This window comes from Streptomyces sp. NPDC038707 (assembly GCF_040636485.1).
Classification (GTDB): domain Bacteria; phylum Actinomycetota; class Actinomycetes; order Streptomycetales; family Streptomycetaceae; genus Streptomyces.
In genome coordinates this window covers 75,520-90,849 of sequence record NZ_JBEZUP010000016.1, presented here as the reverse complement: position 1 = coordinate 90,849, position 15,330 = coordinate 75,520, and the positions used below count along the sequence as shown (strand labels likewise).

At 71.0% G+C, this 15,330-nt stretch carries 10 protein-coding genes and 1 pseudogene; 9 read left to right on the top strand and 2 right to left on the bottom strand.

Annotation, left to right across the window (positions count from 1 at the left end; all coding sequences use genetic code 11):
* The first annotated feature begins 369 nt into the window (after positions 1-369).
* The 4 genes from AB0E62_RS22565 (at position 370) to AB0E62_RS22550 (ending at position 7,150) form a co-directional block, all read left to right on the top strand.
* On the top strand, positions 370-1,128 hold the full coding sequence (locus AB0E62_RS22565; RefSeq protein WP_362196488.1) for an NUDIX hydrolase: 759 nt from the start codon (positions 370-372) through the stop codon (positions 1,126-1,128).
* 199 nt (positions 1,129-1,327) lie between these two features.
* The gene (locus AB0E62_RS22560; protein ID WP_362196485.1) at positions 1,328-4,117 is read left to right on the top strand and encodes an ATP-binding cassette domain-containing protein; all 2,790 of its coding nucleotides are present in this window, start codon (positions 1,328-1,330) and stop codon (positions 4,115-4,117) included.
* A gap of 162 nt (positions 4,118-4,279) precedes the next feature.
* Positions 4,280-5,167, top strand: a complete 888-nt coding sequence (locus AB0E62_RS22555) for a FadR/GntR family transcriptional regulator (protein ID WP_362196482.1) — start codon at positions 4,280-4,282, stop codon at positions 5,165-5,167.
* Positions 5,168-5,602: 435 nt separating this feature from the next.
* Positions 5,603-7,150 carry an RNA polymerase sigma factor gene (locus AB0E62_RS22550; protein WP_362196479.1) on the top strand — a complete coding sequence of 516 codons (1,548 nt, stop codon included), beginning with the start codon at positions 5,603-5,605 and terminating at the stop codon, positions 7,148-7,150.
* Between the two features lie 99 nt (positions 7,151-7,249).
* On the opposite strand, the pseudogene AB0E62_RS22545 reads toward AB0E62_RS22550, so the two are convergent.
* Positions 7,250-8,472, bottom strand: a pseudogene (locus tag AB0E62_RS22545) (IS30 family transposase).
* A gap of 130 nt (positions 8,473-8,602) precedes the next feature.
* On the opposite strand from AB0E62_RS22545, the gene AB0E62_RS22540 reads away from it, so the two are divergent.
* Positions 8,603-9,463, top strand: a complete 861-nt coding sequence (locus AB0E62_RS22540; protein WP_362196476.1) for a serine protease — start codon at positions 8,603-8,605, stop codon at positions 9,461-9,463.
* A 97-nt stretch (positions 9,464-9,560) separates the two neighbouring features.
* Here the strand turns inward: AB0E62_RS22540 and AB0E62_RS22535 are convergent, their stop codons facing one another.
* On the bottom strand, positions 9,561-9,791 hold the full coding sequence (locus AB0E62_RS22535; RefSeq protein WP_189756060.1) for a hypothetical protein: 231 nt from the start codon (positions 9,789-9,791) through the stop codon (positions 9,561-9,563).
* A gap of 438 nt (positions 9,792-10,229) precedes the next feature.
* Between AB0E62_RS22535 and AB0E62_RS22530 the strand changes: the two genes are divergently transcribed.
* The 4 genes from AB0E62_RS22530 to AB0E62_RS22515 all read left to right on the top strand — a co-directional run bounded on the left by AB0E62_RS22530 (position 10,230) and on the right by AB0E62_RS22515 (position 15,298).
* Positions 10,230-12,353, top strand: a complete 2,124-nt coding sequence (locus AB0E62_RS22530) for a DNA topoisomerase IV subunit B (RefSeq protein WP_362196472.1) — start codon at positions 10,230-10,232, stop codon at positions 12,351-12,353.
* 586 nt (positions 12,354-12,939) lie between these two features.
* The gene (locus AB0E62_RS22525; RefSeq protein ID WP_362196469.1) at positions 12,940-13,464 is read left to right on the top strand and encodes a DUF1453 domain-containing protein; all 525 of its coding nucleotides are present in this window, start codon (positions 12,940-12,942) and stop codon (positions 13,462-13,464) included.
* Entirely contained in the window at positions 13,461-14,612 is a 1,152-nt protein-coding gene (locus AB0E62_RS22520; protein ID WP_362196466.1) for a histidine kinase, read from the top strand. Before AB0E62_RS22525 ends, AB0E62_RS22520 begins: the two co-directional genes overlap by 4 nt.
* Positions 14,609-15,298 (top strand): response regulator transcription factor, encoded by a 690-nt coding sequence (locus tag AB0E62_RS22515; RefSeq protein ID WP_362196463.1) that lies wholly within the window; start codon positions 14,609-14,611, stop codon positions 15,296-15,298. Before AB0E62_RS22520 ends, AB0E62_RS22515 begins: the two co-directional genes overlap by 4 nt.
* Positions 15,299-15,330 lie beyond the last annotated feature (32 nt).

Below are 15,330 nucleotides of genomic sequence, written 5' to 3'. Positions count from 1 at the left end.
CGCTGCCACACACGGCGTCACACCTTTCCGCACCGCGAGCCGTCCCCCGGACAGGCTCGCCCGTGTTCACCCGGGTGGCGGAGTGCCTGCCCGGGCCTGTCCGCCGTACCTCTCCGTTCCCTGCGGACCCCGCGTCGCCGACACCCCCTTCGCCGCGCGTCACCGGGCTGGGAGGAGCGAGGAAGGAGGCGGGGGACGGTCTGCGACTGGGCGCGTGACCTCGCGGGACGAGGAGGACGACAGCGCGCGGGCCACCGAGCCGACGAAGGGGACGCGGTGCCGCGCGCCGTACCGGAACGACGCGGAACCGCCGCCGATGCGACCGCCGAGGGGAGTGTTTATCGTCAGGGAGACGACTATGATCGCGGCATGCCCTACGACCCGTCAGCCTTTCCGCCTTTCGCCGTCACTGTGGATCTGGTCGTGCTGACCGTGCGCCGCCATGCCCTGTGCGCGCTGGCGGTACGCAGGGGCGAGCCTCCCTTCCAGGGGCGCTGGGCGCTGCCCGGGGGCTTCGTACGGGCCGACGAGGATCTGTCCCAGGCGGCGGCGCGCGAGCTGGCCGAGGAGACCGGGCTGTGTGCCCACGACCCCGCCGCCCCGGCCCAGGACAACGGAGCGCACCTGGAGCAGCTCGCGACCTACGGCGATCCTGGGCGGGACCCCCGTATGCGCGTGGTCAGCGTCGCGCACCTCGCGCTCGCACCCGACCTGCCCGCGCCACGCGCCGGCGGCGACGCCAGCAACGTGCGCTGGGCGCCGGTCGAGGAACTGCTCCAGCAGGGCGGGTACGGCCGTGACGGCGAACCCCTGGCACCGCTCGCCTTCGATCACGCCCAGATCCTCGCCGACGGCGTCGAACGCGCCCGCTCAAAGATCGAGTACTCGTCGCTGGCCACCGCCTTCTGCCCGCCGGAGTTCACCGTCGGCGAGCTGCGCCGGGTGTACGAGGCGGTATGGGGCGTCGCGCTCGACCCGCGCAACTTCCACCGCAAGGTGACGGGAACCCCTGGATTCCTCGTCCCGACCGGAGGGACGACCACCCGCCAGGGCGGCCGCCCGGCCCAACTCTTCCGGGCCGGCGGCGCGACGTTGCTCAACCCGCCGATGCTGCGCCCCGAGGTCTGAGACACGGGAACCCGGCACCGGGGCTCGCCTGAACCCGTCAGCCGTCAGCCGTCAGCCGTCAGCCGTCAGCCGCCGGGCCGTCCGCTCAGCGCGTGGGCTCCGTCGAACGGCGGACAAGGAAGGAGGTAGGCCACACGGCATCTCTCCACAAATCGCCTTATACCCGAAAAACCAGACATGTCGCGCTATCTTGCTTCAGGTGATCGAGGCCTTCGGACTGACCAGCAATTCCCGCAAGGCGCATCCGCCCGCCGTCGACGACGTCTCCTTCGAAGCGCGCGCCGGGCAAGTCACCGCGCTCCTCGGACGCGCCGGCGCGGGCAAGACGACGACGCTCAAACTCATGCTCGAGCTTCAACAGGGGCGCGGAATCACCTACTTCAGAGGACGGCCACTGCACCGGATCGCCCATCCGTCGCGTGAAGTCGGCGTGCTCCTCGGCGATGTGCCGGGACACCCGGCCCGCTCGGTCCGCGGTCATCTGCGGATGCTGTGCGCGGCCTCGGGAGTTCCCGCACGGCGAGCCGACGAGGTGCTCGAAGTGGTGGGTCTCGTCAGCCTCCGCGAAGAACGTCTCGGCACGCTGTCACGCGGCATGGACCGCCGACTCGGTCTCGCCTGCGCCCTGCTGCCCGACCCGCACACGCTCGTGCTGGACGAACCCACCGACGGCCTCTCCACCCGGGAGACCCAGTGGCTGCACGGCATGTTGCGGGCCCACGCCGACGAGGGCGGCACGGTGCTGTTCACCACGGCCCAGCCCAAGGAAGCGGCCCGCACCGCAGACCGGGTTGTCACGCTGGACGGCGGGAGACTCGTCGCCGACCAGGAGGCGAGGGTTTTCGCCCGCACCCGGCTGCGTCGGCGAGTCGCCGTCCGCAGTCCCCATGCCGCACGCCTCGCGGCCCTGCTCGCCAAGGACGCCCGTACCGCCCGCCGCTCCGTCGAAGTCGTACGCGAGGAAGGCAACCGCCTGTCGGTGTACGGAAGCACGACCGCCGATGTCGGGGAGACCGCCTTCCGTCACGGCATTCTCGTTCACCAACTCGCCGACGAAGTGGGCGACATGGGGCCGGGCGCCGGATCCGGTGGGGGTGACGGCGCTCGCCCCGCCGAACCCCGGCCACCCGCACCGGACTCACCGCCTGCCCACCGACGGGCCCAATCGGAGCGAGGCCCGACGGCGTCCGACGTCTCGTACGGGGACCGGGGACCCGCCCCGGCCGGCCGGGCGCTGAAGGAACGCGGGCGCACGGTGCCCGGCTCCGCCCTTGACGGTGGCCGGGCCGGATCGCCGGGTTCACCCGGAGACCCGGCCCGGAGCGTGCGCGAGGCGTCGGCGGAGCCGCGACACGCGAAGTCCGCGGCCGGGTCACCAGAGTCCGCGAAGTCGGGCTTCCCGACGGCGGAACCCCGCACCGCGGAGCCGATGACGGAGCGGCGCCCGCCCCACCGGGCAGCGGCCGGACGTCACTCGACGACCCTCGACCGCTCCGCACCGGAACCGCACACACCAGCGCAGGGCCTCTCGGCGGGGAACACCACGGCGTCCGGGCACCCTGCCGGGCAGCGGCAGCCCATGGCGGCCGCACCGGCCGTACCGCGGGCCGAATGGCCGATGACCGGCCCGTCCCTGACGCATGAAGGGCAGCGGGCGGCCGGTCGTTCGGATTCGCGCCGGGCGGGGGGCGCCGACGGCGGGCGGACCCACGGTGCCGCTCAGCAGACGGAATCGGTGCCCCCCGCCGCCCCCGGTGACTCCCCCCGCGCCGCGGCCCCGGCCGGCCCGGCGTGTCCGGCCGACGGCACCGCGCACACCGCCACCGCATCCGGTGCGCACGGCGCGGCAGGCGAAGCGCCGGCCCGGCGGGCGCACCAGCGGGCCGAAGCCAGGGGCAGCGCCCGGGACGGCGGCAGCGGCGGCCGGTCGCGCGCAGACATCGCGGGCGATGCCGGTGAGGGAGGCCACGGCGACCGGACCGCCGGTCCAGCGGTCACCCCGGAGACCGGTTCCGGCGCGGTCGCGTCGTCTTCCGGGCCACACGGCGACGACACGCCCGCCACCGCGCCGACCCTTCCCGGTGCTCGCCCCCTCCTACCAGGGGCGAGGAACCCCGGTGCCCGGAAGGCGCGGGCCGGCCACGCCGGCCGCTTCGGCGGTGACCGTTCCGCCGCCGTCCTCTCCTCTCCCCTCCCGCCTCCCATCTCCGTCCGCTCCGCCCCGAGCCCGCTCCGCCCCCTGCGCTACGAGGTCCGGCGTGCCGCCGGCATCGGCACAGGCTTCCTGACCTGCGGCGCCGTGCTCGTCGTGTCCGCGCTCATGGCCCTGCTCCTGGCCAGGACCGGGCACACCCCGCAGGCGCGACTGTTCGCCGCCTGGCCGCGGGAACTGCCGCTGCCGCCCGCGGCGCTCGGGGCGGGGCTGCTGGGTGCGCTGGCCTTCGGGGACGAGTTCCGCCACCCCGCCCTGGCGGCGGACCGCGGTACCGTCCCCCGCCGGCTGGGGCTGCTCACCGCGAAACTGCTCGTCTCCGGAGCCACCGCGGGGCTGCTCGCCTTCCTCACCCTGGGCTGCGATGCCGAAGCGCTCTACATCGTCTACGGACGGGAGCTGACGGAAGTTCCCGCGGACTGGCTGGCGCTGACCGCGAGTTGGTTCGGGCTGGTGGTCGGTTGTTCCTGGGCAGGCGTACTGGCGGCCGGCGTGTTCCGGTCCACCACGGCCGGGCTGGCCGCGGTCCTCGCCGTTCCCGTCGTCGTCGTACCCCTGGTCCACAAGGCGCTCCAGGGCCCGGCCGTGCGCATGACGGCGGACTTCCCGGTGCGGATGCGGGAGGTCTTCCTGCTGCCGTGGCCCTTCGGAGGGGAGCGGTACCTGCTCGCCGCCGCGCGGGTCCTCGCCCAACCCATGGGCATCGCACTGGGGTTGTCGCTCGCGGGTCTTCTGTGCGCGTATCTGCTCACGGCGCTGCGGACGCGGCTGCGCTGACCACCCTTCGTGCACTTCCGGTCCCGCTCTGCCCACAACTCCCCGCAGAAAGGCCATTTCTTTCCGATAAGGCGTCAATTGCGACGGGGTGAGCGATCACCCTTTCGTGTGCTTTTCACCAAAGACCTCAAGGGAGTTGGAGGCGACGCCGACAAAGGATCCGTGAGTACCCTTGCGCACACCATGATGAACGCCGCCCGCTCCACAGACTCAGGTCTGGCCGGCCCGGGCGAACTCGACCGCTACCCCTACGCCGAGGCCTCGGTGGCCGGCCGCGTCGGCGTGCCCGCCTGGGAGGGTGGGGAACCCGAGCTCGGGCGTGTCGGCCGGCGGGCCGCGGCCAGCCGCGGGCGCGGGCTGCACGGCCAACTCGTCCAGCAGTTGGGGCAGATGATCGTCTCCGGCGACCTGGGCGCGGACCGACCGCTGGTGCCTGAGGAGATCGGCCAGCGCTTCGAGGTCTCCCGCACCGTCGTCCGCGAGTCGCTCCGGGTCCTGGAGGCCAAGGGCCTGGTCAGCGCCCGTCCGAACGTCGGCACGCGGGTGCGTCCCGTCAGCGACTGGAACCTCCTCGATCCGGACATCATCGAGTGGCGGGCCTTCGGGCCGCAGCGCGACGACCAGCGCCGGGAGCTCAGCGAGCTGCGCTGGACGATCGAGCCGCTGGCCGCCCGCCTCGCCGCCGGCCACGGGCGCGAGGAGGTGCAGCAGCGCCTGTGCGACATGGTCGAGATCATGAGCCATGCCATGGCGCAGGGCGACGCCCTCACCTACGCGCGCGCGGACACCGAGTTTCACTCGCTGCTGATCCAGATCGCGGGCAACCGCATGCTGGAGCACCTCTCCGGCATCGTCTCGGCGGCCCTCCAGGTCTCCGGCGGCCCGGTCACCGCCTGTGACCGTCCCAACGAGGCGTCCCTCGCCCAGCACGCGCGGATCGTCGACGCCATCGGCACCGGCGACGGCACGGCGGCGGAGACGGCCATGCGTCAGCTGCTGACGGTCCACCCTGAGGTGGAGCGCGTGGTGCCCGCCCCGCGCGAGCACTAGACCCCGCGAGGGACGTGGTGCGGTCGCCAGTGTGTGGCGTCCCAGTGGTGCTCGCGGCGGCGCCGGGCCCGGATACCGGCCGCCGCCGGACCTCGCCGGACCTTCTGGAGTCCGGCGGAGTCCGGCGATGCGACGGCCCCTCGGTGACGGGGTGAGCGGGACGGCGACCACTGGTGATCTCGTATGCGTACATCTGACCGCCTTTGACCGCTTATGGGGTGTGACTCGGGCCACGCAGAATGGGCGTAACGCTCGTGGAGACAGCGCGATGACCTAAGAGGTGATAGCCGCGGAGGGAATACGGACGCCGTGCATGGCGCTGTGCATCTTCCCGGCCCCCGCCCGCGCCGTCGGCCCATCCCCAGGCCGGTGGTCGGCTCCTGTCCGCAGTGGACGGTGCCGGAAGCCGTTTTCCAACGTTCCGAGAGGTTGTTCGTGTCGGCCAGCACATCCCGTACGCTCCCGCCGGAGATCGCCGAGTCCGTCTCTGTCATGGCGCTCATTGAGCGGGGAAAGGCTGAGGGGCAGATCGCCGGCGACGATGTGCGTCGGGCCTTCGAAGCTGACCAGATTCCGGCCACTCAGTGGAAGAACGTACTGCGCAGCCTCAACCAGATTCTTGAGGAAGAGGGTGTGACGCTGATGGTCAGTGCCGCAGAGCCCAAGCGCACCCGCAAGAGCGTCGCAGCGAAGAGTCCGGCCAAGCGCACCGCCACCAGGACGGTCGCGGCGAAGACGGTGACCACCAGGAAGGCCACCGCCACCACGGCGGCCCCCGCGGCACCCACCGCCACGGCCGCGGCCGATTCCGCCGAGGAAGCCGCCACCGCCAAGAAGGCTGCCGCCAAGAAGACCACCGCCGTCGCCAAGAAGGCGACCGCCAAGAAGGCCGTCGCCAAGAAGACGGCCGCCAAGAAGACCACCGCCAAGAAGGACGACGTCGAGCTTCTCGAGGACGAGGTCCTCGAGGACACCAAGGTCGCCGACGAGCCCGAGGGCACCGAGAACGCGGGCTTCGTCCTCTCCGACGAGGACGAGGACGACGCGCCCGCGCAGCAGGTTGCCGCGGCCGGCGCCACCGCCGACCCGGTCAAGGACTACCTGAAGCAGATCGGCAAGGTCCCCCTGCTCAACGCCGAGCAGGAGGTCGAGCTGGCCAAGCGCATCGAGGCGGGTCTCTTCGCCGAGGACAAGCTGGCCAACTCCGACAAGCTCGCTCCGAAGCTCAAGCGTGAGCTGGAGATCATCGCCGAGGACGGCCGCCGCGCCAAGAACCACCTCCTGGAGGCCAACCTCCGTCTGGTGGTCTCCCTGGCCAAGCGCTACACCGGCCGCGGCATGCTCTTCCTGGACCTCATCCAGGAAGGCAACCTCGGTCTGATCCGCGCGGTCGAGAAGTTCGACTACACCAAGGGCTACAAGTTCTCCACGTACGCCACCTGGTGGATCCGTCAGGCGATCACCCGCGCCATGGCCGACCAGGCACGCACCATCCGTATCCCGGTGCACATGGTCGAGGTCATCAACAAGCTCGCGCGCGTGCAGCGCCAGATGCTCCAGGACCTGGGCCGCGAGCCCACCCCGGAGGAGCTGGCCAAGGAACTCGACATGACCCCGGAGAAGGTCATCGAGGTCCAGAAGTACGGCCGTGAGCCCATCTCGCTGCACACCCCGCTGGGCGAGGACGGTGACAGCGAGTTCGGTGACCTCATCGAGGACTCCGAGGCCGTCGTGCCCGCCGACGCGGTCAGCTTCACGCTTCTGCAGGAGCAGCTGCACTCCGTGCTGGACACCCTGTCCGAGCGCGAGGCCGGCGTCGTCTCCATGCGCTTCGGTCTCACCGACGGCCAGCCGAAGACCCTCGACGAGATCGGCAAGGTCTACGGCGTGACGCGTGAGCGCATCCGTCAGATCGAGTCCAAGACCATGTCGAAGCTGCGCCACCCGTCGCGTTCCCAGGTGCTGCGCGACTACCTCGACTAGGCCGCGACCGAACGACCAGGTCGTCGGCCGGACGACGGCGAAGGCCCGGTTCTCCTCGCGGCTCTTTCTAGGGGTCGTCGCAACACGTGGTCGTGTTGATCAGGCCGCGAGCAGTTTATGCAGGCGCTCGGCTGGGGTTTCCCAGCCGAGCGTTTTGCGTGGACGGCCGTTGAGTTCGGCGGCGACGGCGGCCAGGTGCTCGCGGGTGTGGACCGTCAGGTCGGTGCCCTTGGGGAAGTACTGCCGCAGGAGGCCGTTGGTGTTCTCGTTCGAGCCGCGCTGCCAGGGGCTGGCCGGGTCGCAGAAGTAGACCGGGATGTCGGTGGCGATAGTGAACTCGCGGTGGCGCCCCATCTCGCTGCCCTGGTCCAAGGTCAGCGATCGCTTCAGGTGAGCCGACAGCGTCTGGACGGTCTCGACCAGGGCGTCGCGACCAACTCGGTGCCCCGGCCGTTGGGCAGGTGCACCAGCAGCACGTAACGGATAGAGCGTTCGACGAGGGTGCCGATGGCGGACGCGCCGTCCTTGCCGATGATCAGGTCCCCTTTCCAGTGCCCTGGTATCGCCCGGTCCTCCACCTCGGCGGGACGTTCGCTGATCATCGCCATCGGGTCGCGGAAGCGGGGCTGGTGCTGCTGGGCCAGGCGGCGGGGCTTGCGCCGGACCCGGCCGGTCCGCAGGGCGGTGGCGAGTTCGCGGCGCGGTTCGCCCCGGCCCTGGACGTAGAGGGCCTGGTAGACGGTCTCGTGGACCACGTGCATCTCCGGCCGGTCGGGAAACTGGGCGCGCAGGGCTTGGCAGATCTGCTCCGGGCTCCACCGTAGGTTCAGACGGTCCTGGACGAAGGCGCGCAGTTCGGGGTTCTGCTTGATCTTCCCGGGCTTGGGGCGGGGCCGGCGGGCTTCCGTGCGGGCCTGGGCGGCGTGCGGGTGGTAGTGCCACAGACCGCGGGTTCCGTCGGTGCGGTTGCGGCGTATCTCCCGGCTGAGGGTGGACGGGCTGCGGCCCGGCTCAGCGGCGATCTGCCGGACGGACGCCTTCTCCCGCAGGCGGTCGGCGATGTGGATCCGCTCGTCCGGGCGCAGGTACCGCGACGGACCGGAAGGCGGGACCACCGGTCGAACCGGTGGTGCCGCCTTCTGTTTGCGGTCGGCGTTGCGTCCGTTCCGCCGGCGGCGGCCGGTCTTGTCGTTGATGCCGACGATCCGGCACGCCTGGTTGTTGCTGAAGCCCTGCTGCATGAGCTGGAAGCATGGCTCCCGCTCACGCAGCAGCTTCTTCGGCCCCTGAGCCGTCCGGATCTCCCGAATCTTGAAGTCCATCGCACCCCCTAGAGCTGGGGTGTTGCGACGACCACTAGACGGAAGCGCGGAGCCGGGCCTTCGGGCTGCGCGATCCCGCTTCATGAATCACTCTTGGTGCCCCAGGAAGACCTGAGAGTGAGGAGCATGCATGCGCCGTTCGCTTGCCCGGGCACTGGTCCGGCCGCTGGCACTGGCGGCCGCCGTGGCCGCGATGCCACTGGTGGGCGCGGCTCCCGTACACGCCGGCGGCGTGGTCGTGGGGGGCTTCCCGATAGACGTCTCCCAGGCTCCCTGGACCGTCGCGCTGGCCAGCCGTGACCTGTTCGGCGGAGCGCGGGCGGGGCAGTTCTGCGGCGCTGCGGCCATCGGACCGACCACGGTGCTCACGGCCGCCCACTGTCTGACCCAGGAAGCCCTCGGCATGCCGCCGGACCGGGTGCGCGACCTGAAGGTCATCGCGGGCCGCACCGACCTGCTGTCGTCCGAGGGCGAGGAGATCGCCGTACGGGAGATCCGGCGCAACCCCCGTTTCGACCTTGCGACCAACTCCGGGGACTTCGCGGTGCTCACCCTCGCCGGACCCCTGCCGAAGGACGCGGTCATCACCATGGCGCGCGCGGGCGACCCGGCCTACCGGCCCGGTACGGAAGCACTGGTGTCCGGATGGGGCGACACGACCGGGGAGGGAGCCTATGCGCGGCGGCTGCGGGCCGCACGCGTACGGGTGCTCTCCGACGACATGTGCGCCAGGGCCTACCCGGGCGGCCGTGAGGGCGCCTACCAGGCCGCCACCATGCTGTGCGCGGGTGAGGTCGCCGGAGGGCCCGACGGCTGCCAGGGGGACAGCGGCGGTCCGCTGGTGGCAGCGGGGCGGCTGATCGGCCTCGTCTCGTGGGGGAGCGGCTGTGGGCGGCCGGAGCATCCCGGCGTCTACACACGCGTCTCCGAGGTCGTGCGGGCGCTCGAACCGGCCCAAGGGGCCCGGAGACGGCCCTACGGCGGCACGTAGCGCGTGAGCGGGTATGAGCACGGGCGGCCACTCCTGGTAGGGAGCGGCCGCCCGATCACCGGCCTGTGCCGGGGCTGGCTCGTCGTGTGTGCGAGATTCAGCGCTCTTCTTCGGAAACCGTGCCCGGAACGGACGTCAGTCGCTCGGTCTCGTCCTGTATCTCAGCGGCGATCTTCTTGAGTTCCGGCTCGAACTTGCGACCGTGGTGGGCGCAGAAGAGCAGTTCTCCGCCGCTGAGCAGCACGACGCGCAGGTATGCCTGGGCGCCGCAGCGGTCGCAGCGATCGGCGGCCGTCAGCGGGCTCGCGGGGGTCAGAACAGTAGTCACGTCGCCTCTTCTCTAGCTCGACGAGCTGTCGTACCAGGGTCAACATCCAACCAGCCCCAAACGTTCCCGCTCGTGGCCTTTCCGCGAAAATTTTTCCGGGGAAGGTCGTCTGCTGCCCGTTGGCGGCGAATGTGCCGTATTGCGTGTCTTTGGTGCGTACGGGTTCGCGCTCTCTTGCTGTCACGTCCTCCCGGCTGGGTTGCCGGTTGTTCATGAGGACGTGCCCGGAGCCTAAATGGTTCATGCCCCAAAGGGAACGTGATATGTGCTTCACTCCATCGAGGGATCGAACATGCATGCGAGGCTGGACTAGGGTGAGATGCCGACGAGGGTGGCGTTACACCGGCTCTACCAGGGCTCGGTACCCTCTGTGCGGCGACCGAAGCCGCCCCCTTACCCATGAGGGGGCCATCTGAAATTCAGCGAGGAGCGAACCGCGTGACCGCCGAGACGTCCGTGCCGTCCACAGCGCTGCTGGCAGGAGCAGACCGCGACGGTTCCAACTACACCGCGCGGCACCTGCTCGTCCTCGAGGGCCTCGAGGCCGTGCGCAAGCGCCCGGGCATGTACATCGGCTCGACCGACAGCCGCGGTCTGATGCACTGCCTGTGGGAAATCATCGACAACTCGGTGGACGAGGCCCTCGCGGGAGTCTGCGACCGCATCGAGGTGATCCTCCATGACGACGGCTCCGTGGAGGTGCGGGACAACGGCCGCGGCATCCCCGTGGACGTGGAGCCGAGGACCGGCCTGTCCGGCGTCGAGGTCGTCATGACCAAGCTGCACGCGGGCGGCAAGTTCGGCGGCGGCTCGTACGCCGCCTCCGGCGGCCTGCACGGCGTCGGTGCCTCCGTGGTCAACGCCCTCTCCGCCCGCCTCGACGTCGAAGTGGACCGCGGCGGCCACACACACGCCATCAGCTTCAGGCGGGGGGTGCCCGGCGCCTTCGCCGCCGACGGCGCCGAAGCCAAGTTCGAGGCCAAGAGCGGCCTGCGCAAGACCAAGAAGATCCCCAAGACGCGCACCGGCACACGCGTGCGTTACTGGGCCGACCGGCAGATCTTCCTCAAGGACGCCAAGCTCTCCCTGGAGACGCTGCACCAGCGCGCCCGGCAGACCGCGTTCCTCGTCCCCGGCCTGACCATCGTCGTCCGCGACGAGTTCGGCCTCGGCGAGGGCGGCAGCAAGGGGGAGGAGTCCTTCCGCTTCGACGGTGGCATCAGCGAGTTCTGCGAGTACCTGGCCAACGACAAGGCGATCTGCGACGTCCTCCGCTTCTCGGGCAAGGGTACGTTCAAGGAGACCGTCCCGGTCCTGGACGAGCACGGTCAGATGACCCCGACCGAGGTCACTCGCGAACTGGGCGTCGACATCGCGCTGCGCTGGGGGACCGGCTACGACACGACGGTCAGGTCCTTCGTCAACATCATCGCCACCCCCAAGGGCGGCACCCACGTCGCCGGTTTCGAACAGGCTCTCACCCAGACGATGAACGACGTGCTGCGCGCCAAGAAGCTGCTGCGCGTGGCCGAGGACAACGTCGTCAAGGACGACGCCCTGGAGGGTCTCACCGCCGTCGTCACGGTCCGTCTGGCCGAGCCGCAGTTCGAGGGGCAGACCAAGGAGGTCCTCGGCACCTCGGCGGCCCGCCGCATCGTGAACAACGTGGTCAGCAGCGAGCTGAAGGCATTTCTGACGGCCACCAAGCGGGACGCCGCCGCCCAGGCCCGGGTCGTCATGGAGAAGGTGGTCGCCGCCGCCCGGACCCGGGTCGCGGCCCGCCAGCACAAGGACGCCCAGCGCCGGAAGACCGCCCTGGAGTCCTCGTCCCTGCCGGCCAAGCTCGCCGACTGCCGCAGTGACGACGTCGACCGCAGCGAGCTGTTCATCGTCGAGGGCGACTCCGCGCTCGGTACGGCCAAGCTGGCGCGGAACTCCGAGTTCCAGGCCCTGCTGCCGATCCGGGGCAAGATCCTGAACGTGCAGCGCTCGTCGGTGAGCGACATGCTCAAGAACGCCGAGTGCGGGGCGATCATCCAGGTCATAGGAGCGGGCTCGGGCCGCACCTTCGACATCGACCAGGCCCGGTACGGCAAGATCATCATGATGACCGACGCCGACGTGGACGGCTCGCACATCCGCTGCCTGCTGCTGACGCTGTTCCAGCGCTACATGCGGCCCATGGTCGAGGCGGGCCGGGTCTTCGCAGCCGTGCCGCCGCTGCACCGCATCGAGCTGATCCAGCCGAAGAAGGGCCAGGAGAAGTACGTCTACACGTACTCCGACCGCGAGCTGCGGGACAAGCTCATGGAATTCCAGAGCAAGGGCATCCGGTACAAGGACTCCATCCAGCGCTACAAGGGCCTGGGCGAGATGGACGCCGATCAGCTGGCCGAAACCACCATGGACCCGCGTCACCGCACCCTGCGCCGCATCAACCTCTCCGACCTGGAGGCCGCCGAACAGGTCTTCGACCTGCTGATGGGCAACGACGTGGCTCCCCGCAAGGAGTTCATCTCCAGCTCGGCGGCGACGCTGGACCGCTCCCGCATCGACGCGTAGTCGCCGGGCAGCGGGCAGCGGGCAGCGGGCAGCGGGCAGCGGGCAGCGGGCAGCGGGCAGCGGGCAGCGCCGGGGTCGGGACGGAAGCGGCTCGGTCGGCCGTGGTGGGTGGCTGGCTGTGCCGACGACCGGAGCGGGGCGGGAGCGGCCAGGGCCCCGGGCGGGGTTAGAGGGTCGGGGCTGGGCGGTGCCGGAGGCCGGCCGGGCTGACGCCGCCTCGGCCGAGGCCGGGTGCCGAGGTCGGGTGCCGAGGTCGTTCGGGCTGAGGCCGGCCGACGGGAGGGTGGGTGCTGGACGGGCGGAGCCGTCGGCCCGGAACCCGAACGTTCGCCGCTGCCTTCCGCGCTGGGTACGCCCACCCGGTCACCGCCCCCAGCACACCGCGCCGCACGCCCCACCTGCCAGCCTCACCTGCCCCGCAGCTCCGCGACCGGGCCGTCTCTCCACCCGTGGGTGGAGGCGGGCCGCTTCAAGGTTCCACCCGTGATCCACCCCGGGGCCGATCAGTTGGCCTGCGGATTTCCGTAGCTTTGAAGGCGTCGGGAGCGCTCGCTCCGGCCCCACCTTCTCGCTCACGGAGGCTCTGATGTCCGGGCTCGTCAACGTGCTGGCGATCGTGGCCGTGGTCGCGGTCGTGATCGCGAGGCAGTTCCGTGCCCGCGCGATAGACACGGACCGGCGCTGGTGGCTGCCGCCCGCGATTCTCACCGTCGTGGCGCTGAGCGAACCCGGCGTACTCGACGCCCACCACCGCGCGGAATCCGCCGCCCTACTCGCGGTCGAACTCATCATCGGCGTGGCCACCGGCGTCGGCTGGGGCTGGACCACCCGGCTCTGGACAGCGCCGGACGGCACGGTGTGGACGAAGAGCACCAAGGCGAGCATCGCCGTATGGGCCGTAGGCATAGCCGCGCGTGCCGGTGTCTTCGCCCTCGGCACCGCACTCGGAGTGCAGCACCAGGACACCTCCGCACTGATACTCGGCCTCGCCGGCACACTGCTGGTCCGAGGCGGGATCCTGGCACAGCGGGCCCGGTCCTTCGGCCCGGCGAGGCGCCCCGCTCCGGCATACGGTGGCGGCAGCCCGCCGGCCTGGAAGGAGCGCGTGTGACGGAGAACGCCTGGACACGCTGGCCGTCCCGCGAAGCGCTCGGTCCAGCGGGTATCAGCCGGCCCCGACGGCTGCTCGCGTGGACAGTCCGCCTGCTCGTGCTGTCCATGCTGCTGTGGGCCGCCTTCAGCCAGCGACACGTCGGTCTCTGGGAAGCCCTCGCGGCAGCCGCGGGAGTCGCACTCACCGCTCTCGTCTCCTGGGCCTTCTTCCGGGCCACCTACGAGCACCGGCTGGTGCCGTCCCTCGCGCTCATGGGGATGCTCCTCGCTCTCGCGGTCGCCGCCGAGACGACGGGATTCCGGGGGCCGGCCCTGGTGATCTGGTGCGGCTGCGCGGTCAGCGCGCTGGAACGGCTGCCGCTCGGCGTAGGGGCCCCCGTCGCGTCGGTGGCGCTGGCCTCCTACTCCGTGTTCACCAACGACCCCTGGCCGACCACGGCCGCCACCGCGGCCGGCCTGGCCCTCGCCGGGTACGTGCTGCGGCTGGACGCGGAAGCCCGGGGCAACGCGCAGCGGCTGCTCACCCAGGAGCGCGCCGCCCGCGCGGCCGAAGCCGAGTCCGCGGCGCTCGCCGAGCGGGCCCGCATCGCACGGGAGATTCATGATGTGCTGGCCCACAGCCTCTCGGCGCAACTCGTGCACTTGGAGGCGGCCCGGCTGCTGATCGAGAACGGCGCGGACCGGAAACGGATCCTGGAGCGGGTGGTGGCCGCCCGGGGGATGGCCCGAGACGGACTGACCGAGACCCGGCACGCGCTGTCCGCGCTGCGTGGAGAGATGACTCCGTTGGAGGACTGCCTGGCCGAGCTCGTCCGTACGGCCGACGGCGCCGAGGTCACCGTCACGGGTGAACGCAGACCCCTGTCGGCCGAGGCGTCCCAGGCCGTGCGGCGGGTGGCGCAGGAGGCGCTGACGAACGTCCGCAAGCACGCCCATGGCGCCAGAGTGGATGTGCGGCTCGACTACAGCGAACACGAAGTCACGCTGCACGTGCGGGACTCGGGAGGCCGGCCGGGCGAACTCGACGGATGCGGAGGCGGGTACGGTCTGCTCGGCATGCGGGAGCGGGCCGAATTGCTGGGCGGTTGGCTGGACGCGGGGCCGGACGGAGAAGGGTTCGTGGTGACGCTGAAGGTGCCCGTATGACCGAAACGGAGGGACGGCGGAGGATCGCGCGGGTGGTCGTCGCGGACGATCAGACCGTGGTCCGTGAGGGGATCGTGATGCTGCTCGGGCTGCTTCCCGGAGTGGAGGTCGTGGGGGCAGCGGGTGACGGCGAGGAGGCCGTGCGGCTGGTCGGTGAACTCGCGCCGGACGTCGTCCTGATGGATCTCAGGATGCCTCGCTGCGACGGCGTGGAGGCCACTCGGCGGATCAGGGCCCAGTACCCCGGAACCCAGGTCGTGGTGCTCACCACCTTCTCGGACGACGAGTCGCTCTTCCCCGCGCTGCGGGCCGGCGCCCGGGGGTATCTGACCAAGGACGCGGACGGTGACGAGATCGTGCGTGCCGTGCACAGCGTGCTGTCGGGCGACGCCGGGCTGTCGCCGAGCGTTCAGAGACGGCTGCTGGAGCGGCTGTCGCGACCGGAGTCCCAGCTCGAACCGGCGGCCGGTCAGCCGCCCGACGGACTGACCACGCGGGAGTGCGAGGTCCTGGTGCTGATCGCCGAGGGGCTCAGCAATCAGGAGATCGCCCGGAGACTGCATGTGTCGACCGCGACCGTGAAGACCCACATCAACAACCTCTTCGCCAAGGCGGGCGTCAAGGACCGGGCGCAGGCCGTGCGGTACGCCTACAGCAAGGGGCTGGCGAAACCGCCCACCCGGTGACTCACATGAGGGGGCCATGGGAAGGAGGAGGT